Below are 21,171 nucleotides of genomic sequence, written 5' to 3'. Positions count from 1 at the left end.
CGTGAGCAGCGGGCTTCAGCTCGCTTCGGCACGCACCGTCGGATCCCACCGGCGGTGCGTGTTCACGTCACCCAGCAGCGACCACACGGCGCGGGTGAGCGGGGGATAGTCGATGGCGATCTGCCTCAGCACTCGGTAGTGACGGCTGGCGTTCGGCCGCGATCCGCCGTCGGCGGCGATGTTGTCGGCGCGAAGCAGGTATACGACGAGTTCGTCGACGGACGGCAGATCGTCCATGAACTCCCACGGGTCCTCGCCCGCACGGAGGCGCTCGTGCACAAGTACCGAGAGTTCGTCGGCGGCTTCGGCACGGAGCAGCTCGAGGCTCGCACGTCGCCGCGGGGTCTGCTCGTCGTTCGCCATCAATCCAGGGTACGTGCCGATCCCGACACCGTGCGCCACGCGTTTACGCTGGCAGCATGCCCGCCGAGGACGATGCCCACGCGCGCCGCGCGGTCGAAGCCGTGTGGCGCGACGAGTCCGCGCGCATCGTCTCGGCGCTGACTCGGCACACCGGCGACTTCGCATGGGCCGAGGATCTCGCCCAGGAGGCGCTCGTCGAAGCCCTCGCCGCGTGGCCGGGCAGCGGCATCCCCGACAATCCGGGAGCCTGGCTAATGTCGGTCGCCAAGCGGCGCGCGATCGACGGGTGGCGACGACGCGAGCGGATGTCGCATCGCGAGCCCCTGTTCGTCTCGGAGGCTCTCGTGGCCGAGGCGATGGACTCGGTGCCCGACGACGCCGATCCCGACCGCATCGACGACGACGTGCTGCGTCTCGTCTTCGTCGCCTGTCACCCGGTGCTCCCGCCGCAGGCCCGTCTCGCCCTCACACTGCGTACGGTGGCCGGCCTCACGACCGAGCAGATCGCGCGAGCGCTGCTCATGACCGTGCCGACCGTGCAGCAGCGCATCGTCCGCGCCAAGCGGACTCTCGCGGCAGAAGGCGTGCCGTTCGAGGTGCCCGACCGTGCGGAGCGCCCGGCGCGGCTGGCGAGCGTGCTCCAGGTGATCTATCTCCTCTTCACCGAGGGGTACTCGGCGGCCGAGGGGGAGGGGCTCATCCGTCCCGACGTCGCGCGTGAAGCGGTGCGGCTGGGTCGGCAACTGGCCGCGCTCATGCCGCGTGAGCCCGAGATCTGGTCGCTCATCGCGCTCATGGAGTTCCAGTCGTCGCGCTTCGCCGCGCGCATCGACGCCGACGGCCTCCCGGTGACCCTGGAAGACCAGGACCGCCGCCGATGGGATCGTTCGGCGATCGCCCGCGGCCTGGAAGCGATGGGGCGAGCAGATGCCCCGACCCGCGGTCTCGGCTACTACGGCCTGCAGGCCGCCATCGCGCAGTGCCATGCGATCGCCCCGTCGTTCGGCGAGACGGACTGGGAGCAGATCCTCCGGCTCTACGACGCGCTGGAGTCGCTCGCGCCGTCGGCCGTCGTCCGCCTCAACCGCGCCGTCGCGCTCTCCATGGCGCGCGGCCCCGAGCCCGCTCTCGCCGTGGTGGACGCGCTCGAGCCCGAGCTGTCGGGATTCCGCCCGCTTCCCGCCGTCCGCGCCGAGCTGCTGGAGCGACTCGGACGAACGGATGCCGCGGCCGCAGCGTTCCTCGCAGCGGCAGAGCTGCCAGGCAATGCCGCCGAGGCAGAGGCGCTGCGCCGACGGGCCGAGGCGCTCGGACGCCTATGAGGCCTCGAGGGCCCCGTACTCCGTCTCACCGAGCTCCGCGAGGATGCGGTTGAGATCCTGAATCGTAGCGAAGTCGATGCTGATCTGGCCTTTTCGTGCCGTCAGTGCGATCTTGACGCGGGTGTTGAGCCGATCGCCCAGTCGTCCGGCGACCTCATCCAGGTGGGCGCGGCGTGAGCCGGCCTGTGGTTTGGCGGAACGGGTGGGGGAGGCATCCGGAAGCTTCGCCGCAGCTTCCGCGGCACGGACCGAGAGATCCTCGTTGACGATCTTGTCGGCGAAACGCTGCATCGCCGACGGGTCTTCGAGCGACAAGATCGCGCGGGCATGCCCGGCGGTGAGCACCCCTGCGGCGACCCGCTGCTGCACGGGCACGGGGAGCTTGAGGAGGCGGATCGTATTGCTGATCTGCGGACGCGAGCGGCCGATGCGGGTGGCGAGCTCTTCCTGCGTGATGCCGAAGTCCTCGAGCAGCTGCTGATATGCCGACGCCTCCTCGAGGGGGTTGAGCTCGGAACGGTGCAGATTCTCGAGCAGCGCGTCGCGGAGCAGGTGCTCGTCAGCAGTGTCGCGCACGACCGCGGGGATCGAGGTGAGTCCGGCCTCACGGGCGGCGCGGGTACGGCGCTCACCCATGATGAGCTCGTAATCGCCCTTCTCGTTGAGCCGGACGACCACGGGCTGCAGCACGCCGAACTCGCGCACACTGTGCACGAGCTCTGCGAAGTGCTCGGGGTCGAAGTTCGTGCGCGGCTGACGCGGGTTGGGCACGATGTCGTGCGGGTCGATGTGCGCCAGTCGGGCGCCGGGCACCTCGACCAGATCCTCCTGCCCGTCGGACTCGACGGTCTCGGCGGGCGGCTCCGCCTCGGCCACGGCGACGGCGCGGGGGAAGAAGACATCCGCGGGACGCTCGTCGGCCTGCTCGCTGGTCGGGATCAGTGCGCCGATTCCGCGGCCGAGTCCTGTGCGCTTCGCTGCCATCACGCGCCCCTTTCATTCGAGGCGCTGTCGCGCCGGATCATCTCGACAGCCGCCTCGCGATACGCGATGGCGCCGGCCGACTGTCCATCGTAAGCGAGAACCGACTGCCCGAAACTCGGTGCCTCTGAGACGCGCACCGAACGCGGGATGATCGTGTCGAGCACCTCGGTGGGGAAATGGGCGCGCACCTCGTCCGCGACCTGCTGCGCGAGCCTCGTGCGCCCGTCGTACATCGTCAGCATGATGGTCGACAGTTCCAGGCGCGGGTTGAGGTGCTTCTGGATCATCCGCACCGTACCGAGCAGCTGGCTCAGTCCCTCGAGTGCGTAGTACTCGCACTGGATCGGGATGAGGAGCTCGCTCGCCGCGGTGAAGGCGTTGATCGTCAGGAGTCCGAGCGAGGGCGGGCAGTCGATGAGGATGAAGTCGAGCTCGCCGGGGTTGTTCGCGAGATAGTCGTCGACGGCGACGCGCAGTCGGTGCTCGCGTGCGACCTGCGACACAAGTTCGATCTCGGCGCCCGCGAGGTGGATGGTGCTCGGCGCACAGAGCAGGTTGGGCGACTCGGGGCTCACCTGGATGATGTCTGCCAGAGGGAACTCGTCGATGAGCACGTCGTAGACGCTCGGCGTATCAGCGGTGTGCGGCACTCCCAGTGCCGTCGACGCGTTGCCCTGCGGGTCGAGGTCGATCACCAGCACCTTCGCCCCGCGCTCGGCCATGGCGGCGGCCAGGTTGACGGTGGTCGTCGTCTTGCCGACGCCGCCCTTCTGGTTCGAGACGGTGAGGACTCGAGTGCGTCCAGTGAGCTGGACTTCGGCTTCTTCGAGCGCCTTGCGACGTGCCGTGAGATCTGCGAGCTCCCGCGCGATGGGGGAGTCGTCTTCTTCCTGCGCGAGAGCGGTGCCGTCTTGCTGCACGATGGGGGATTCCTCTTCCTGCGTGACGGTGGAGCCCTCGGGTGATGCGATGACTTCGGGTGATGCGATGACTTCAGGTGCGGGGTCAGCGTACTCAGCCGCTGCGACATCTTCGGCGACGTCTGCGCGCTCAACCTCGTCGTCCTGTGAGGTGACCTCGTCGGGCACGTCGTCCTGGTGGGAGTTGGTGATCTCGTCGGAGACGGAGTCTTCGACGGGAACGATGTCTTCTTCCGGGACGGCGGCTTCCTCGGGGACTGCGGCTCCGTGGGACAAGGCGCTCTCGCTATGCGAGGGGATATCGCTCTCGCCGGGCACCGGGGTGGACGCATCCTGCGACTCCGCTGACTGCGGTGTCCCGATGGTCGGCAGCTCATCGGACGAGAAGGATGCCTGAGCCTCGCTCTCGTCGGGTTGTTTCACGTGAAACTCTCCCCCGTGCCCGAGCCGCTCAACATCGTCTTCCACCCTATCCCGCCTTCCCCCCATCCCCAGCCGTCGGAGCCACTTATTCATTCGTCCCTTACCGTTCCGCGTGGATCATCCACCCTCCCTAGTCAACCCCGCGCGAACCGTTCGGGCACGCCAACCCGCCGCTCGGATTCGACTGAGAAATCCCTCATCTGACGAAGTACCGGTCAAGACACCGGCCGTGTTTCACCCCGCGCCCGAAGGGCGCCGCACCCCGCTCATCAGTCAAGGCATTCACGTGTGACGTGGTGCGGCGACGGGCTCGTTCTCCCGCCCGACCCCGCTCCGGATGAGCACTTGACCCGTCCGCGTTCGGGCGGCAAAGGCCAGTCTCCGGGTGTCGCACACGGCCTTGAACGTCGAGGCGCGGGCGCGGGCGCGACGCGTCGATGTGCTCCGTTTCACGTGAAACGCCGGCGCTCATGTGCGAAGGCGGGCGCGCATGCGCGGCGAGTCGTTGCGGTCCGTTTCACCTGAAAGACGCGAGCCGACGTGAATTCTCCCGTCCTGTGCTGGTCGGCACCAACCCGACTCGCGTGCAGCTTCACACGATCCACCACAACACGTAGATGGCATGGTGCGACGACGCGACGAACGGTTGCGCACCACCCCCACGGACGGCTTTCGGCGATGTTCGCAGCCCAGCCCAGATGGTCGCTTCTGCGGTGGACATCGTGTTTCACGTGAAACGCTCTGCGGCGTTGCCGCACAGCCTAGCCTTCTCTGCACGGACCACCGCAGGACGGTCACGATCTTCAGACACCCGCGACCGGATCACGACCCGATCGCGAGCCCGGCTTGCACCGATCGCGACATCTCCTCACCCGACGGGGACACCGCTAGGACCACTCCGTCGCAAGGAGGCGCTCAATCCAGGCGGGGAAGCAATCGCTTGCGCCGGCGGCTCATCGATGGCACCGATCCCATGAGCGAGCCGAGACCAGTCTGGTGCGGCCCGGCTCTGGGAACGCTGATCACCTGTCGTGGCTACCTCCTCCCGGATGGTCACGCGGGAAGCCCCCACCGTGCACTTTCGAGTCAGAGTCCCACGTCAATGCCCCTCCAGCGCAAGGCTGCGATGCTCGACACCAACGTCTCGGCCAAGCAGGGCATGCGTGACTCAGGGGAGGGGACTCATCTGGCGCGGGGCCGTCGAACCGTGACGGGTCGACTCGCCGACCGTCATCAATGCTCGCGATGATGTTGCGGTGGGCGCGGGCTGCGGTTGCCCAACGAGTCGATCTCTCCGCTCAGGGGATCAGTGCACAGATCTGGACGTGCCATCCAGGGCGACGCGGAACGGATAGAGCGAGAGGGATCATCGCCTGGTCTCGCCACCCGGCACCGCGGGGTGCCCACCCTCTGACGGAAGACCGGTGGCGCCTCGCAGTCCAGGGGTGACCCGGGAGGCAGTCCTTGAGAGGCTGACCAGGCGGACGCCAGCGCATGTTTCACGTGAAACCATGCGTCGAAGGGCAACCGCGATTCCCATCACCTTCGACGGGCCGCTCTGACAAGCGTCGCCCACGCGCCAGGTGGCGATCGCCCTTTGCAACGGAACGATCGCCACAGTGCGCGACATCATGTAGGTCCCGGGCATGCCTCCGCGCGACGATGCGCCTCCGCCTGCCACGCCCCGCAGCGTTGTCGCTTGGTCGGTGGCACTCACACGTTCGGTGCCGTTTCACGTGAAACGGAGCGCGCAGTGCATCAGCGCGCTGCCACACGTCGCTGGCGGCAGTCGCGTCTGTCGTGGATCAGAGAGTTCGCGCGAGCGCAATGATGCTGCGACGCTCATGCACCGCGCGCGACCGCGCCTGCGGCAGTGCGTGCGGTGCACACCTGTCGACAGTGCGGAGCTTGGCCGGTCGTGCTCCGTCCGCCGCCCTGTGGACGCCGGACATCGTCAACTCCGAATGGTTTGCCATGGACAGTTCGATCGGCTGGGGAGGCACGGCAGTTCGGAATCGTCCTGCCTCGCGGGAGAGGAACCGGTGGACGGGACCGTCCGCAGGCTGTGGTCACGCGGAATCGCCCCGGAGACCCGCCCGGTCGACGTCGTTCTTGGCAGTGCAGCGTGGAACAAAGAGGCTCGCGTTCGCTCTGCGCGGGGGGCACCGCGGGCAATCTCGCGGTCGCAGCTGCGCCGCCACAGCGTCCTGGCACTCATCACCGCTCGGAGGCTCCCGGCGAGGAGCCTCCTTCTGCCGGGCCGCCACAGGCCCAACGGCGACCTCTGCTCCCGCTGGGTTCGCGGAATATCGCCCCCGACTGGCTACCGCTGGCCATGGATGGCTCGTCGCCGCAGCCAGGACGACGGCACACACTCCAGTGCCATAGCGCTGACTGGACGCCCGTGGCGCACGAACGCGACGCGTTGCGGAGCGCTCGGGGGGACATCCGTCGCAAGGTGGTGGGTGTCGTCGCTCGAGATATGGGATCCCTGCACGACATACGCGGCTCCCTCTTCTTGCCCGCGGGGGAAGCGAAGAGTCGCGCACATCAAGCGCTCGTCGGCCATCGCACCGCCGTGTCCGATCCGGTCGAATCTTCAGGAGATCGCCGAAGGCGGTGAGTGCAGTGCTCCTCTTCAAGCGTCCACGCGGTTCGCACGCGGTCCTCCGCCGAACTTGAGGGTGTCCGTAGCGGTTCGGCGTGGTCACCTCCGCAGCCATGCCGCAGCGAAGCAACGTGTGGGCGGGGGGCCCGTGAAGCGTGCCGATCCGAGGATCTCGGCGTGATCGATCGTGAGGGTCGCGGAGATGGGTCCCGTCCCGCCGCGCCGAATGTAGGCGCGTGCATATTCGGTCCACGCCGAGGTTGTAGTGACAGGGAGACCGCGCGGAGTCAGCGCGCGACTCCGCGACGGCGTCCCCCGTCGTCAGTTCTTGTCCCCAGACGATGAATCCGACCGGTTCCTCGTTCAGCGATGGGTGTACCTGCGTGATCGCATCGGTTGTCGGCCGAGCTGACCTCCACGGCTGACGCGGCCCCTCCGAATTCGGCCTGTGCAGCCCAAGACGGACGCCGCGACTCCGTTGGGGCCGTATGCGTGCGTCGATTGCGCAACCAGATACGCCTCGTCTCCTCGGTCCGCGGTTTGATCCTCGGGTGCGCTGAACCATGCGCGAGCTGTCGATGTTTCACGTGAAACGATCGTCGATTCGCAGCAATCCTGCCTCGGCGCGGGCCGCGCCGCTCTGTGCCGCAAGAGGCGTCCGCTCACGTCCCGCGTGCGGCAATGCGCGCAATGCCAGTCCGCACAGCGGCGGCGCCACCTCGAGCCACCGGCTCGTGCACTGAGGTGGACTACCGCGTGGCGCGCGGCACCGGTGCGCCGCTTCGACGCCGCGTCTCGCTTTGCTCCACAAGGCGGACCTGCACGCTGCGGGTAGCGACACGGACCCGACCCCCGCGGCAGCGTCCGGTTCCGCCGAAGCCGCGCAGAGCGGGCAGTCGTCGCACCGGCCCGCCGTGTGCTTCACATGAGGCGTGATCGACGACACCAACGCCACAGCACGGTAGACCCGATGCTCACGGCTTCGCCGGAAGGCAGGCCCGGCCGATGCCGGCAGCCGCCTACGGAAGAGATGCCCGGGATGACGGGAGCCTCCGGGGGCCGTGCACTCCCAGAGACAGCACGCCGCCCACTCTCTGCACCGAAGAAGGTCACGGCGCGCATCGCGGCGACACTGCGTCGCCTACTGCCACTTGTTCCGCAGAACGCAGCTGCGCCGCGGGATGGACGTGGGCGCTATGTCTGCGTCGACGTCCCGTCGAGGCGGCGCCTGCGGTGAAGGCTCGGTCATCGATCTGTGTTCGCCGCCGCATGTTTCACGTGAAACGTCGTCGATGCCACGACCTGAGTCGGTTGACCGAATGCCGGAGGCTCCTCGGGAGACAAGCCTGGGATGCCGGAAGCATCCGCACGCGTGCCCTCCCGCGACAGTCCGCCGCCCACTTCCGCATGGGGGGAGTCAGTGCGCGCAGTGCGGCGGCGGTATTCCCCCTCCTCTCGTGTGCTCCGCAAGACACGACAACCGCGCCCTCAGCGCCGAAACGGACGCGACCTCCGCGTCGGCGCGCCGCTCGCACCACACAGTTCCCGTCGGGCGCCCCGTCCTCTACCCGGACACACCATCCCATGTTTCACGTGAAACGTCATCGACCACATGGCTCACGACACAGTTGACCGAGTGCCGGAGGCTCCTCGAGAGACAATCCCTGGGCACCTGAAGCGTCCAGAGCGAGTTCACCCCCGCGACCCCCGAGGGACTCACCTGAGCACTGGTGAGCATGACGCAATCAGGGTTCGCTCACCCCGCGAAACGTCACTGCGCTGCGGCGTGCTGATGCGACCTCCGCAGCGTCGCCACACTCGCGTCGGACAGCGCCGCGCCGCTGACAGTCGATCCGCCCTCGACACAATGTTTCACGTGAAACGTGATCGATGACACCTGCTCGGAGGATGCCGTCGACCAGCTCCCGGGGCCTCCTCGGAACAAGAGCCCGCGATGCCCGGCGCGTCCGCCGCCCGTACACCCCAGCGACGGCGTCATCTGGGTGCTTCACGGAGCGAGGAGACGCGCAAGGGAGGGACTGGGGCGCCGACCACACGTGCCTGAGCCCGAGCTTGTAGGCGAGGTACGCGTGCGGTCCCGCGCCACCGCGTCGCGAACGCGCTGATGCCGCTATCAGGCGCGGGGTGGGGCAGTGGCGAGAGACGACGGATGTCCGACGACCAGCACACGGCACGCGTGCTGGAACGACAACACACCCGAGCCGGATGCCTGCTGTCACGGCGCGGATCGACGCTTCCCTCCACGACCGCTCACGTTCCAGAGCACTGATAGTCAGCGTCCGCCGCAGGCGGCAGCACAGATGCAGCCGGAGGTGCGCCGTGGTCACCTTCACCACCGCAGGTGCATCCCGGGTGAGCGTCCAGCCTGTTGCTCGAGCGCCGCATCGCTCGGTTCCAGCGCCAGCAACGTCGCGTGTCGTTCTGCGGTCTCGGCATGGCGGGACGGAAAGCCGCAGCGCTCAATGATCAGCTGAAGGGACACTGCACCCGTCGCCGGCAACGACACGAGGTGGCGCGAGTGGTGCGCCATGGTCACCTTCGCCACCGCACAATCGAGCCGCCCCTGAGCCAGAGAGCTCGTGGCACCTCAGTGGTCACCTTCATCGGACTCACTCGCCGGCAGGGGAGCGAGGCAAGGAGAAGGGAGTTCTGACGTGCTCTGCCAACGTGCCTATGACCGCCGGCGCTGTCGTCTACGCCACGCACGGCGGACACGGAAGGGACTCGTGATACCGGGGCGGGGCGCACCGTTTCACGTGAAACACCCGCCCCTTCTGCGACTCCCGTGACCCCGCCTTGTAAAGCACGCAGGGATCCCACTGCCGGTGCCTGCTCGTTCGCGAGGACGTCGTCGCGGGGAGCGTGCGCGGTGCAGAATCGGTCAAGCCGGCAGATCGTCGCGCCAGCACCAGCACGCGTTGCTGGCCGACCCATCTACCGTGCGGACACCGCCGCCCCCGCGCCGCCACCGCGACAGCACCGTCGACGTCGCCGATCCCGCACCCCGTGGGCACGCCCTCGGTGTCGAGGTGGTGCAATCCATGGCGTATCGGGCGAATCTGTGGCGATCCCACCGCTCCCGCAGCCCCGCAGCGGAGTCGAAGCTGTGCCTTGGAGCCGTGAGTTTCCAGACCTGCGGCTGCACTCCACCGTTCTCCAATGTCGACCCGCGCGATCCCAGCACGTCCACCACATTCTTACGGTCGGGCAGGGGTCGGCAAGACGTCGCAAGATCCCCGAGCCCCGGCTGCGTGCGGAACGCGGCATGACTCTCGTCGGGGACGGGGTATCCACGGTGGGGAACACACTGATCAGACGCGCTCGAGCGCCCCGGTGATTCGACGAACACTAGGGAAACGCGCGTGCCCGCCCCTTGCCGGAGCAGTAGGGATTCGGAGTGCGAGCGCCAGACGAGCGCCGCGATTGGGGGATGCTTCAGCGAGAAGTGCGGGTAGCAGCGTCTTAGCGGCCAGCGAATCGGAGACCCTGAGCTCCGCGTGATGTCGCACATCCGTGGAAGACGCAGGGGAGCGTTGCGTCCGTCGAGTCCGACCGACCGGTCGTATGTTCTCGGCATCCGCTTGACGGCGCAAGTGCGCGCTCCCTCCTTCGCCGTGACCGGCGCAGCGGAGGGCTTAGTGACACTCGTCGGTCGCCGATACCGCGTGGTGCTTGGGAGGCGGCAGTCGGACCTCGGTAGTGAAGCCGTTTCACGTGAAACGTGCCCTGTGCGTCAGTCCTAGACCGACGCTTCCGCGGACAGCGAGGCCACGAGGAGGCAGCGTCGGCGCGATGTGTGGAACGCCGGAAACACTGAGCAGCCCTCCGCCTTGCGAGTTCCGACAACGAACACACTCAGCCTCGGGCACGATGCGCGTCTGGTTGGACGCACCCGCCACCTTGCGCCACGCGCAGCGAACGCGTCAGCGTACGGTTGCTCGGATCACGCGCGACGGTTCGGGCAGCAGGCCTTCGCCGACGATCTCGACGCGCGGGTTCGTCACCTTGAACTTGCGGAGCTGCTTCTCGGCCGCCTCGATCTCGTTCGTGGCGCTCGTCCCCTTGAGGAGGATGAGCTCGCCGCCGTCGCGGACCAGGGGAGCGGTGATCGGGACCAGGGTGCGCAGCGCGCTCACGGCACGGGCGGTGACGGCATCCAGTGAAGGACCGCGCTTCCAATCCTCGGCCCGTGCGCGCAGCACCTCGACGTTGCCGAGCTCGAGCGACTCGGCCTGCTCCGACAGCCACGCGACCCGGCGCTCCATCGGCTCGATCAGGACCCACTCGACGTCCGGACGCGCGATGGCGAGCACAAGCCCGGGAAGGCCGGCGCCCGACCCCACGTCGCCGACCCGGCCGGAGAACAGGGGAGCGATGACCGCGCTGTTCAGGATGTGGCGCGACCAGAGGCGCGGCGGTTCGAGAGGCCCGATCAGCCCGCGCTCCTCACCGTGCTGTCCGAGCGCTTCGGCGAACTTCCGCGCGACGTCGATGCGGTCGCCGAAGATCTCGGCGGCGGCCGCGGGTTCCTGCTCGATCTCTATCATCGATCCCTCGACAAGCTCAGCCGGGTGTTTCACGTGAAACGCGCGGCTCAGCCGCGACGGATCACCGTGTGGCGGTCGGCGCCCTCGCCGTACGACTCGGACACGAAGCCGCGCTCGGCGACGATGTCGTGGACGACCTTGCGCTCGTAGCTCGACATCGCCGGCAACGACGCCTGCGAGGCACCGTCATCCAGTCGGGCGATCGCGCGGTCGACGAGAGCGGTCAACTCGTTCTGGCGAGCGTCGCGTGAGCCGCCGATGTCGAGGATCAGACGCGAGAAGCGACCGGTGCGGTTTTGCACCGCGATGCGCGTCAGCTCCTGGAGCGCCTGAACGGTGTCGGGTGCTGCGATCAGGTCGACCGATCCGCCGGACGGCGCTTCGACCGATACGTACGCGCGGCCCGCGCGCACATCGAGATCGAGGTCGCCGTCGATGTCGGCGATGTCGAGCAGACCCTCGATGAAGTCGGCGGCGACGTCGCCTTCTTCTTCGAGCTGGGCGACGGTCGCGGGGACCCGCTCTTCGCGCGTGTCGACAGGGGCGTACTCAGGGGACGTGGTCATGGCGTGATCCTCGTGTGTGACGTCGGTCGGGAGCTTCAGGAAGCGGAGCCGGTGCCGGGATTGCCTGGGTCGGTCCCACCGGGGACCTGGCCGCCCTGCTTCTGGCCCGATCCGGGCTGCTTCTGACCCTGCTTCTTCGCGCGCTGCTTGCTCACGGGCTGCTGACGCTTCGGCGCCGAGGCCTTCGCGCGCTCGGCCTCTTCGTACAGGCGCTGCTGCTCGGCGACGTACTTCTCCATCGGGACGACCTTGCCCGAGGCATCGATCGCCTTGCCCTTCTTCGCGAGACGCTCTTCGCGCGCCTTGGCCGCGTCGGAGCCGGGGGTCGGCATCTCGCGGATGACCAGGAACTGCTGACCCATGGTCCACAGGTTCGACACGAACCAGTAGATGACGACACCGAGCGGGAAGAAGACACCCGAGAAGATGAAGCCCAGCGGCAGGATGTACAGCATGATGCGCTGCATCTGGTAGGCCTGGCCGGTCTTCGCCTCGGGGGAGAGGTTCTTCGAGATGATCTGCAGCTGCGTGAAGAACTGCGACGCGATCATCAGCACGACGAGCGTGACGAGGATGATGATCGCCGGGGTGTTGCCCGCCTGCCACGCCTGGATGAGCGTCTCGTGCAGCGACGCGACGCCGAACAGCTTCGCGTTGTAGAACTCGGCCGTGAGCTCTGCGTTGAGCAGACCCACACCACCGGTACCGGCGGCGTAGTGCTTGGTGACGTCGTTGAGCACGCTGAACAGCGCGAAGAAGACGGGCATCTGCACGAGCAGCGGCAGGCAGCTCGAGACCGGGGTGGTGCCGTGCTTCTTGTACAGCGCCATCGTCTCGCGGCTCATGGCCTCGCGAGAGAGCTGGTCCTTCTTGCCCTTGTACTTCTCCTGGACTTTCCGCAGTTCAGGAGCGATTTCCATCATCTTGCGCTGGCTCTTGATCTGCCGAACGAAGAGGGGGATCATCGCCGAGCGCACGACGATCACGAGACCGACGATCGCCAGCACCCACGTGATGCCGTCTGCCGGCGGAAGCCCGATCGCGGTGAAGAGCCAGTGCCAGAAGACGAGCACCGCCTCGACCGCCCACTTGAGCGGCCACAGGATGATCCCGAAGAGATCGAATCCGCCGTTCGTCGCCGGAGCGGACGGCGACGGCGTCGAGGCGAGGGCTGACAAGAGATCCATGCGGAGGATCAGTCCTTTCCGGTGGGGGCAGGCACGACGAACCCGTGGCGGGTCAGCGCGTGCCGGAAGTTCTTGCGGGGCGGCACGTCGTCGACGCCGCCGACCGCCCAGGGGTGGCAGCGTGCGATGCGCGCCGCGGTCAGCGCTGAACCGACGACGGCGCCGTGCTGCTGCACCGCGCCGACGGCGTAGGCCGAGCACGACGGGTAGTACTTGCAGACGTCGCCATAGGTGTGCGAGATGGTGGCACGGTAGCCGTGCAGCAGCGCGAGCAGCGCGTTGCGGGGGAGCAGAGGGATGCTGCGCAGGGAATCGGATGCCGCGAACTCGGCTTCTCCGAACGCGTAGGCGGGAAGAACGCTCATGCGGCCCTCCGTGCGAGGCACTTCACGACGTCGCTGCGCAGATCATCGAAAGATGCGGATGCCGCACTGGGCAGCGCCCGGATCACGACCTCGCTGCCCGGCGCGACCGAGTCGATGGACTCGAAGCACAGCGCCTTCAGCCGGCGACGGACGGTGTTGCGCACGACGGCGCCACCGACCTGCTTGCTCACGATGAAGCCGAACCGCGCCGGACCATCGGTCACGACGCGGTTCACGTAGGTGATGGTGTGCGCTCCGGCACACCGACGACCCCGGCGGACAACGGCCTTGTACTCCGATCCGCGGGTGAGTCGGTGCGGCCTCGCGAGCACCGCTCGGCTCAGGCCGAGAGCTCGGTGCGCCCCTTGGCGCGGCGAGCCGACAGGATCGAACGGCCGGCGCGCGTGCGCATGCGGGCGCGGAAGCCGTGCTTCTTGGCGCGACGACGGTTGTTGGGCTGGAAGGTGCGCTTGCTCATGGGGACTACTTCCGATCAGGTGTCACCGGGACGCTCGAGACCGGGGACGTGTGTACAGGGGCGACTGCCACGAGGGCATAAGTCAACCGATTAAGGCTACGTCGAGTTGCCCGAGAACTCAAACCGAGCGCAGAACGTGTCATTATGCCCCGACGAGGCGATCGACCCTGGCACCGACACGCAGGGCGGTTCTACAGTGGAGTTTGCTCACGCGACGCCTCCTGACTAGCGTGGCTCCGGCAGTTATCCACAGGCCTGGACCGACGTTTCCGCGGCCTCCGGTGGAATCATCAACAACCCGGGGGGGCCATGACACCGCACGAAGTTCCAGATGTACCGGTCTGGACGGCCGTTCTGGACGAACTCGTGCGAGACGATCGCATCACACCGCAGCTCCACGGCTTCATCAGCCTGGCAGTTCCGCAGGGAGTGATGGGCGGGACGCTCTATCTCGACGTCCCCAACGATCTGACCGCGGCTCAGTTCACCAAGCGCATGCGCGCGCCGATCCTCGAGGCTCTGACGCGCGTCGGCCAGGACGTCCAGGACCCCGCGTCGAACTTCCGCGTCGTCGTGAACCCGGATCTCGCCGACGTGCACCTCACTGCACCGATCCCGGTCCAGTCGACGGCGGCGCCGATCGCGTCGCCCGTCGGACTGCAGTCCGGGCCGCCGGTCGGACGCCCGCCGCTCGACGAACCGGTGGACACAGCATCCGTCTCGCGCAGCGATACGCGACTGAACCCGAAGTACACGTTCGACAACTTCGTCATCGGGCAGTCCAACCGCTTCGCCCATGCCGCGGCGGTCGCGGTCGCCGAGGCGCCGGCCAAGGCGTACAACCCGCTCTTCATCTACGGCGACTCGGGTCTGGGCAAGACCCACCTCCTCCATGCGATCGGCGACTATGCGCTGAGCCTCTACGCCGGCATCCGCGTGCGGTACGTGTCGAGCGAGGAATTCACCAACGACTTCATCAACTCGATCGCCAACAACCGCGGCTCGGCGTTCCAGGCGCGGTACCGGGATGTCGACATCCTCCTGATCGACGACATCCAGTTCCTTCAGGGCCGCGCCGAGACGCAGGAAGCCTTCTTCCACACGTTCAATCAGCTCCACGATCACGACAAGCAGGTCGTGATCACGAGCGACGTGCCCCCGAAGCACCTCACCGGCTTCGAGGACCGCATGCGCAGCCGGTTCGAGTGGGGCCTCATCACCGACGTACAGGCGCCCGACCTCGAGACGCGTATCGCGATCCTCCGCAAGAAGGCACAGTCCGAGCGACTCCACATCCCCGACGAGGTCATGGAGTACATCGCCACCGTCGTGTCGAGCAACATCCGCGAGCTCGAGGGCGCACTGATCCGCGTCTCGGCCTTCGCGAGCCTGAACCGCTCGACGCTCGACATGTCGCTCGCCCAGACCGTCCTGCGCGACATCGTCGACCAGGACGACGCGAACGTCATCTCGCCGACCGACATCATCACGGCCACCGCGGCCTACTTCAAGCTCACGGTCGACGACCTCTACGGATCGAGCCGGTCGCAGTCCGTCGCCACCGCGCGTCAGATCGCCATGTACCTGTGTCGGGAGCGCACGAGTCTGTCCCTGCCCAAGATCGGGCAGCTGTTCGGCAACCGCGACCACACGACCGTGATGTACGCGTACAAGAAGATCAGCGAGCTCATGAAGGAGCGCCGCTCGATCTACAACCAGGTCACCGAGATCACCGCCCAGCTGGGCCGCAACGGTCGCTGAACCGTCCTCTACACCCCTCGAGGGGCCAGTGCGTCACGACGCGCTGGCCCCTCGTCGCATATGCCCGAAGAAGTTCTTGACACGCGCGGGGAGCAGGGCCAAGATTTCGGTTCTGCACAGTGTGGAAAACCTGTGGATAACTCTCTCAAGCTGCGGAAACTGCTGTGAACGAGCGGGGGAGACCTGTGGATGGATTGCGGAATCCACAGGTTTTGTCATTCGTCTTTCCGAGCGCTCTCCGGAGCGTCTCCACAACTCACAAGAGTGTGGTTTCCGTCTCCCGACTGGCAACGCGACAGTTGTCCACAGTTTCCACAGCCGTTAACACCATGACAAGAAATCTTTGTGATGAAACCCGTCCGATCACCTTTGCGGTGGACAAGCCCCGAGACGACAAGGCGGACTGGCAATCTCCGAGGCTGGCACTAGCATGAGAACCCCGAGCCCGCAGTCGAAGGGCCCGCTGCAGAGGGAGCGTTCGTGAAGTTCCACGTCAATCGCGATGTGTTCAGCGAAGCCGTATCGTTCGTCGTCAAACTCCTGCCGCAGCGCAACCCTCAGCCGATCCTCGCGGGCGTGCTGATCGAGGCATCCGCTGAAGGCCTCTCGCTCGCCGCGTTCGACTACGAAGCGTCCGCGCGCACCACGATCGAGGCGACCGTCGACGAGCCGGGAACGATCCTCGTCCACGGCCGCCTGCTCTCCGACATCGCCAGCCGCCTGCCGAACGCGCCGATCCAGATCGAGGTCGACGAAGACGGCGGCATCCTGCTCACCTGCGGCTCCGCGCGCTTCACCCTCGCCTCGATGCCAGTGCAGGAGTACCCCGCGATCCCGGAGGTCACCGGCGACTCCGGCCTCGTCCCCTCCGAGGACTTCGCCACCGCCATCGCGCAGGTCGCGTTCGCCGCGTCCCGCGACGACGTCACCCCCGTGCTCACCGGCGTGCAGCTCGAGGTATCGGGAACGAGCCTCAGTCTCGTCGCCACCGACCGCTACCGCGTCGCCCTCCGCGAGATCCCGTGGGACGGCGGCACCGCAGCGAGCGAAGAGTCGACGACCGCACTCGTGCCGGCGCGCACCCTCACCGAGGTCGGCAAGACGTTCGCGCACGGCGGCGACATCTCGATCGCCTTCTCCGGGTCGGGCGACCGCGAGATCATCGCCTTCACCGCCGGCAACAAGACCGTGACGTCGCTGCTCATCAAGGGCAACTTCCCCCCGGTTCGGCGACTGTTCCCCGAGCAGACCGAGCACCACGCGGTCGTCAACACCGCCGAGCTCGCCGAGGCCGTGCGCCGTGTGTCGCTCGTCCTCGACCGTTCGGCCCCGCTGCGTTTCACCTTCACGGCCGACAGCGTGTCGATGGATGCCTCGGGCACCGAGCAGGCTCGCGCCACCGAGTCCGTCGACGCGACGCTGCTCGGCGGCGACGAGGTCACCCTGGGTCTCAACCCCCAGTACCTGCTCGAGTCGCTCGGCGCCGTGAAGAGCGAGTTCGTGCGCATCACGTTCACCTCGAGCGACAACGCGAACAAGCTGAGCCCCGTGCTCATCACCCCGCAGACCTCGGTCGACCGCGCCGGTTCGGACTCGTTCCGCTACCTGCTGCAGCCCAACCTGCTGCTGCGCTGATCAGCCCGTCGTCGGAGCCGATCATTAGGCTTGTCCGGTGATCGTGGAGCACCTGAGTCTCGTCGACTTCCGCAACTACGCGGCCGCCGACGTCGAGCTCGGGCCCGGTCCGAACGTCTTCGTCGGCCGCAACGGTCAGGGCAAGACGAATCTCGCCGAAGCGATCGGCTTCTTCGCCACTCTGGGCTCGCATCGGGTCTCCAACGACGCGCCCATGGTGCGTGACGGGGCGGATGCCGCGATCATCCGCGCGCGACTGGCCCACGGCGAACGTCGCGTCCAGCTCGAAGCGCAGGTGAACCGGCAGGGCTCGAACAAGGCGCGGGTCAACGGGGCTCCGGTGAAACCGGCAGAGCTCCCTCGCTACGCGCAGGTCGTTCTCTTCGCCCCCGAAGATCTGCAGATCGTGCGCGGCGATCCGTCCGCGCGCCGCCGCTTCGCCGATCAGCTCCTGGTGCAGCGCACTCCACGGATGGCCGCAGTCTTGGCCGACTACGACCGCGTGCTCAAGCAGCGCACCGCGCTCCTCAAGTCGGCGAAGGCGCGCGGCATCCGCGGCGACGCCCTCTCGACCCTCGATGTCTGGGATGAGAAGCTCGTCTCCCTCGGCACCCAGCTCATCGCTGCGCGTCTCGCCCTCGCGACCGACCTGGCGACCCCACTCGCCGCGGCGTACACGGCGATCGCCGGTGCCGACCACAACCCCGAGATCGAGTGGGCGCTCTCGGTCGCGGGCGCCGACACCGATGAAGACGTGGACAGCGGCTCGGGTTCACCCGCATCGCTCAGTCCGACTTCCGATGGCGGACGGACGGATGCCTCGACCACCCGCATCGCCGAGCTCTTCCGTCAGGCGCTGGCGGCGAAGCGCACGTCCGAGCTCGAGCGCGGGCTCACGCTGGTGGGGCCGCACCGCGACGACCTGCTGCTGCGGATCCGGGGCCTTCCGGTGAAGGGGTACGCCTCGCACGGCGAGTCGTGGTCGGTCGCACTCTCGCTGCGGCTCGCGTCGGCGGAGCTGCTTCGGGCGGATTCGCGGCTCGGCGACCCCGTGCTCATCCTCGACGACGTCTTCGCCGAACTCGACACGGACCGCCGCGCACGCCTCGCGCACCTCGCGGCCGACTACGAGCAGGTCGTGGTCACCGCCGCGGTCGAGGGCGATGTCCCCGGCGAGCTCCGCGCGCGAATGGTGCGCGTCGAGGCGGGTCGCATCGTCGGACCCGTTGACGCGGAGGCCGGAGATGCCTGACCCATCGACAGGCTCAGGCGCCGCTCAGCCCGGGGACGCAGCATCCATGCCCGCGAAAGCTGCGCCGCTCGACCGCACGGCCGTCCCGGAGACGATCGCGACGTACCTGCGCCTGCGCGGACTCGAGCCCTCCGCCCGGTCGTACCGCAAGCGCCGGCGGCGCACCGAGGACGACGAGAACATCCCCTTCGCCCCGGGGCGCGACCCTCGCGGCGTCGGCGACGTGCTCGCCGATCTCACCCGCGAGGCCGGCTGGGACCCTCAGCTCGCGCGGGAGGACGTCGTCCGTGCGTGGGATCAGGTGGCCGGCGAGGACACCGCCAAGCACACCCGCCCGGTCGCGTTCTCGGACGGGACGCTCACCATCCAGGCCGACTCGACGGCGTGGGCGAAGCAGCTCCAGCTGATGCGCGCGCAGATCCTCTCGGAGATCGTCCGCCGGTACCCCGAGGCCGGGGTGGACGCGGTCCGCTTCATCGGGCCGGACGTCCCCTCCTGGAAATGGGGTCCCAGAACGATTCCAGGGCGCGGTCCGCGCGATACCTACGGATAAGCCACGTCGGGAGGCATCCAGGCGATTTTCATCCCCTTACAGGGGCGTAGAGCGCTGTGATCGGGCCGTTACCCGATAGACTGTCAGGGCCCGTGTCGAAGGATTTGGAGCCCTCGCGAAGATGACGTCTGACAACCCCGATAACGTTTCCGAGGAACCCGAAAAGCCCGCTCCGGCTCCCAACGGAACTCCCGGCGACTACGGGGCAGACGCCATCCAGGTGCTCGAGGGCCTCGAGGCCGTCCGCAAGCGCCCTGGCATGTACATCGGCTCGACCGGTGAGCGCGGCCTCCACCACCTCGTCTACGAGATCGTCGACAACTCCGTCGATGAGGCCCTCGCCGGCTACTGCGACACGATCAACGTCACGATCCTGCCCGACGGCGGCATCCGCTGCGTCGACAACGGCCGCGGCATCCCGGTCGACATCCACCGCACGGAGGGCAAGTCGACCGTCGAGGTCGTGCTGACCGTGCTCCACGCGGGCGGAAAGTTCGGCGGCGGCGGGTACGCGGTATCGGGTGGTCTCCACGGCGTCGGTTCGTCGGTCGTGAACGCGCTGTCGACGCGCCTCGAGGTCGAGGTGAAGCGCCAGGGGCACGTCTGGCGCCAGTCCTATCGCGACGGCGGGCAGCCGCAGGCGCCGCTGGCGAAGGGCGAGCCCACCGAAGAGACCGGAACGATCATCCAGTTCTGGCCTGACGACACGATCTTCGAGTCGGTCCACTTCGACTACGACACGCTGCGCACCCGGTTCCAGCAGACCGCGTTCCTCAACAAGGGCCTGCGCATCACGCTCTCCGACGAGCGCCCCGAGTCGACGTACGTGACGGATGCCGAGGGCGGAGGCTCCGAGGAGCGCCAGCCGTTCGACGACTTCCACTACGAGCGCGGTCTCGTCGACTACGTCGAGTACCTCAACAAGGTGCGCCACGCCGACGTCGTGAACGAGGAGATCATCGAGATCGAGTCGGAGGACACCGTCCGCCACATCTCGCTCGAACTCGCGATGCAGTGGACCTCGAGCTACACCGAGAACGTCTTCACCTTCGCGAACACGATCAACACCCACGAGGGCGGCACCCACGAAGAGGGCTTCCGCGCGGCGCTGACCACGCGCATCAACGCGTACGCGCGCGACAAGAACCTCCTGAAGGAGAAGGACGACAACCTCACCGGCGACGACATCCGCGAGGGCCTCACTGCCGTGATCTCGGTCAAGCTCTCCGAGCCGCAGTTCGAGGGGCAGACCAAGACCAAGCTCGGCAACACGGAGGCGAAGGCGTTCGTGCAGAAGGTCGTCGGCGACCAGCTCGCCGACTGGCTCGACCGCAACCCGGTGCAGGCCAAGCGCGTCATCACGAAGGCCGTCGACGCCGCGACCGCGCGCATGGCGGCCCGCAAGGCGCGCGAGACCGCGCGCCGCAAAAGCGTCTTCGAGTCCGCGGCGATGCCCGACAAGCTCAAGGACTGCACCAGCAAGGACCCGTCGATCAGCGAGATCTTCCTCGTCGAGGGAGACTCGGCCGGCGGCTCGGCGGTGCAGGGCCGCGACCCGCACACCCAGGCGATCCTGGCGCTGCGCGGCAAGATCCTCAACGTCGAGCGCGCGCGCCTCGACAAGGCGCTCGGCAACCGCGAGGTCCAGGCGATGATCCAGGCCTTCGGCACGGGCATCGGCGAGGACTTCGACATCGACAAGGCGCGGTATCACAAGATCGTGCTGATGGCGGATGCCGACGTCGACGGCCAGCACATCACCACGCTGCTGCTCACCATGCTGTTCCGCTACATGCGCGGGCTCATCGAGGCCGGCTTCGTGTACCTCGCGATGCCGCCGCTCTACCGCCTGAAGTGGACCAACTCCCCGCACGAGTACGTCTACTCCGACAAGGAGCGCGACGCGCTGCTCGCCGACGGCCTCGCGAACGGCAAGCGGATCCCCAAGGAGGGCATCCAGCGGTACAAGGGTCTCGGCGAGATGAACGCCAAGGAGCTGTGGGAGACCACGATGGACCACTCCACGCGCACGCTCCGCCAGGTGACGATCGACGACGCGGCCGCCGCGGACGAGATCTTCTCGGTGCTGATGGGCGAGGACGTCGAGTCGCGCCGCACGTTCATCCAGCGCAACGCCAAGGACGTCCGCTTCCTCGACATCTGACCCTGCGTCGGGTCAAGACACC

General features: G+C 67.6%; 16 protein-coding genes. 6 read left to right on the top strand and 10 right to left on the bottom strand.

Going from position 1 to position 21,171, the window contains the following annotated elements:
* Positions 1-15: 15 nt before the first annotated feature.
* Entirely contained in the window at positions 16-363 is a 348-nt protein-coding gene (locus ACFC1K_RS02230; RefSeq protein WP_375870244.1) for a tryptophan synthase subunit alpha, read from the bottom strand.
* 56 nt (positions 364-419) lie between these two features.
* On the opposite strand from ACFC1K_RS02230, the gene ACFC1K_RS02225 reads away from it, so the two are divergent.
* Positions 420-1,685, top strand: coding sequence for an RNA polymerase sigma factor (locus ACFC1K_RS02225; protein WP_375870243.1), 1,266 nt, complete (start codon positions 420-422; stop codon positions 1,683-1,685).
* Here ACFC1K_RS02225 and ACFC1K_RS02220 read toward each other — a convergent pair.
* The 9 genes from ACFC1K_RS02220 to rpmH form a co-directional block, all read right to left on the bottom strand.
* Entirely contained in the window at positions 1,680-2,669 is a 990-nt protein-coding gene (locus tag ACFC1K_RS02220; RefSeq protein ID WP_375870242.1) for a ParB/RepB/Spo0J family partition protein, read from the bottom strand. The two genes, ACFC1K_RS02225 and ACFC1K_RS02220, sit on opposite strands and share 6 nt — an antisense overlap.
* Positions 2,669-4,012: an AAA family ATPase gene (locus ACFC1K_RS02215; RefSeq protein WP_375871166.1), complete on the bottom strand. Its 1,344-nt coding sequence runs from the start codon at positions 4,010-4,012 to the stop codon at positions 2,669-2,671. Before ACFC1K_RS02215 ends, ACFC1K_RS02220 begins: the two co-directional genes overlap by 1 nt.
* Before the next feature lie 4,958 nt (positions 4,013-8,970).
* Positions 8,971-9,186, bottom strand: coding sequence for a hypothetical protein (locus ACFC1K_RS02210; protein ID WP_375870241.1), 216 nt, complete (start codon positions 9,184-9,186; stop codon positions 8,971-8,973).
* A 1,378-nt stretch (positions 9,187-10,564) separates the two neighbouring features.
* Complete coding sequence (gene rsmG / locus ACFC1K_RS02205; protein ID WP_375870240.1) at positions 10,565-11,188, bottom strand: 16S rRNA (guanine(527)-N(7))-methyltransferase RsmG; 624 nt, start codon at positions 11,186-11,188, stop codon at positions 10,565-10,567.
* Between the two features lie 47 nt (positions 11,189-11,235).
* Positions 11,236-11,754: a R3H domain-containing nucleic acid-binding protein gene (locus ACFC1K_RS02200; protein ID WP_056365571.1), complete on the bottom strand. Its 519-nt coding sequence runs from the start codon at positions 11,752-11,754 to the stop codon at positions 11,236-11,238.
* Between the two features lie 35 nt (positions 11,755-11,789).
* Complete coding sequence (gene yidC / locus ACFC1K_RS02195) at positions 11,790-12,941, bottom strand: membrane protein insertase YidC (protein ID WP_310286844.1); 1,152 nt, start codon at positions 12,939-12,941, stop codon at positions 11,790-11,792.
* 8 nt (positions 12,942-12,949) lie between these two features.
* The gene (gene yidD, locus ACFC1K_RS02190) at positions 12,950-13,306 is read right to left on the bottom strand and encodes a membrane protein insertion efficiency factor YidD (RefSeq protein WP_375870239.1); all 357 of its coding nucleotides are present in this window, start codon (positions 13,304-13,306) and stop codon (positions 12,950-12,952) included.
* Positions 13,303-13,638: a ribonuclease P protein component gene (gene rnpA / locus ACFC1K_RS02185; RefSeq protein WP_056365562.1), complete on the bottom strand. Its 336-nt coding sequence runs from the start codon at positions 13,636-13,638 to the stop codon at positions 13,303-13,305. Before rnpA ends, yidD begins: the two co-directional genes overlap by 4 nt.
* A gap of 8 nt (positions 13,639-13,646) precedes the next feature.
* Positions 13,647-13,784 (bottom strand): 50S ribosomal protein L34, encoded by a 138-nt coding sequence (gene rpmH / locus ACFC1K_RS02180; RefSeq protein ID WP_005054680.1) that lies wholly within the window; start codon positions 13,782-13,784, stop codon positions 13,647-13,649.
* A gap of 309 nt (positions 13,785-14,093) precedes the next feature.
* Between rpmH and dnaA the strand changes: the two genes are divergently transcribed.
* From dnaA to gyrB, 5 genes are all read left to right on the top strand, one after another.
* On the top strand, positions 14,094-15,545 hold the full coding sequence (gene dnaA / locus ACFC1K_RS02175) for a chromosomal replication initiator protein DnaA (RefSeq protein ID WP_310286846.1): 1,452 nt from the start codon (positions 14,094-14,096) through the stop codon (positions 15,543-15,545).
* A gap of 480 nt (positions 15,546-16,025) precedes the next feature.
* Entirely contained in the window at positions 16,026-17,180 is a 1,155-nt protein-coding gene (gene dnaN / locus ACFC1K_RS02170; protein WP_310286847.1) for a DNA polymerase III subunit beta, read from the top strand.
* Between the two features lie 37 nt (positions 17,181-17,217).
* Positions 17,218-18,432 carry a DNA replication/repair protein RecF gene (gene recF, locus ACFC1K_RS02165; RefSeq protein ID WP_375870238.1) on the top strand — a complete coding sequence of 405 codons (1,215 nt, stop codon included), beginning with the start codon at positions 17,218-17,220 and terminating at the stop codon, positions 18,430-18,432.
* 46 nt (positions 18,433-18,478) lie between these two features.
* A complete protein-coding gene (locus ACFC1K_RS02160; protein ID WP_375870237.1) occupies positions 18,479-18,985 on the top strand; it encodes a DUF721 domain-containing protein in 507 nt (168 codons plus the stop codon).
* 121 nt (positions 18,986-19,106) lie between these two features.
* Complete coding sequence (gene gyrB, locus ACFC1K_RS02155) at positions 19,107-21,149, top strand: DNA topoisomerase (ATP-hydrolyzing) subunit B (protein ID WP_310286852.1); 2,043 nt, start codon at positions 19,107-19,109, stop codon at positions 21,147-21,149.
* Positions 21,150-21,171 lie beyond the last annotated feature (22 nt).

The organism is Microbacterium sp. NPDC056057 (genome assembly GCF_042266945.1).
Classification (GTDB): domain Bacteria; phylum Actinomycetota; class Actinomycetes; order Actinomycetales; family Microbacteriaceae; genus Microbacterium; species Microbacterium trichothecenolyticum_C.
This window is presented reverse-complemented; position numbering and strand designations above follow the sequence as displayed.

What these genes read in the sequence shown, in the direction of transcription:
- ACFC1K_RS02230 (WP_375870244.1), bottom strand. Translation starts at nt 363, where the DNA reads ATGGCGAACGACGAGCAGACCCCGCGGCGACGTGCGAGCCTCGAGCTG.
- ACFC1K_RS02225 (WP_375870243.1), top strand. Translation starts at nt 420, where the DNA reads ATGCCCGCCGAGGACGATGCCCACGCGCGCCGCGCGGTCGAAGCCGTG.
- ACFC1K_RS02220 (WP_375870242.1), bottom strand. Translation starts at nt 2,669, where the DNA reads ATGGCAGCGAAGCGCACAGGACTCGGCCGCGGAATCGGCGCACTGATC.
- rsmG (WP_375870240.1), bottom strand. Translation starts at nt 11,188, where the DNA reads ATGATAGAGATCGAGCAGGAACCCGCGGCCGCCGCCGAGATCTTCGGC.
- ACFC1K_RS02200 (WP_056365571.1), bottom strand. Translation starts at nt 11,754, where the DNA reads ATGACCACGTCCCCTGAGTACGCCCCTGTCGACACGCGCGAAGAGCGG.
- yidC (WP_310286844.1), bottom strand. Translation starts at nt 12,941, where the DNA reads ATGGATCTCTTGTCAGCCCTCGCCTCGACGCCGTCGCCGTCCGCTCCG.
- yidD (WP_375870239.1), bottom strand. Translation starts at nt 13,306, where the DNA reads ATGAGCGTTCTTCCCGCCTACGCGTTCGGAGAAGCCGAGTTCGCGGCA.
- rpmH (WP_005054680.1), bottom strand. Translation starts at nt 13,784, where the DNA reads ATGAGCAAGCGCACCTTCCAGCCCAACAACCGTCGTCGCGCCAAGAAG.
- dnaA (WP_310286846.1), top strand. Translation starts at nt 14,094, where the DNA reads ATGACACCGCACGAAGTTCCAGATGTACCGGTCTGGACGGCCGTTCTG.
- ACFC1K_RS02160 (WP_375870237.1), top strand. Translation starts at nt 18,479, where the DNA reads ATGCCCGCGAAAGCTGCGCCGCTCGACCGCACGGCCGTCCCGGAGACG.
- gyrB (WP_310286852.1), top strand. Translation starts at nt 19,107, where the DNA reads ATGACGTCTGACAACCCCGATAACGTTTCCGAGGAACCCGAAAAGCCC.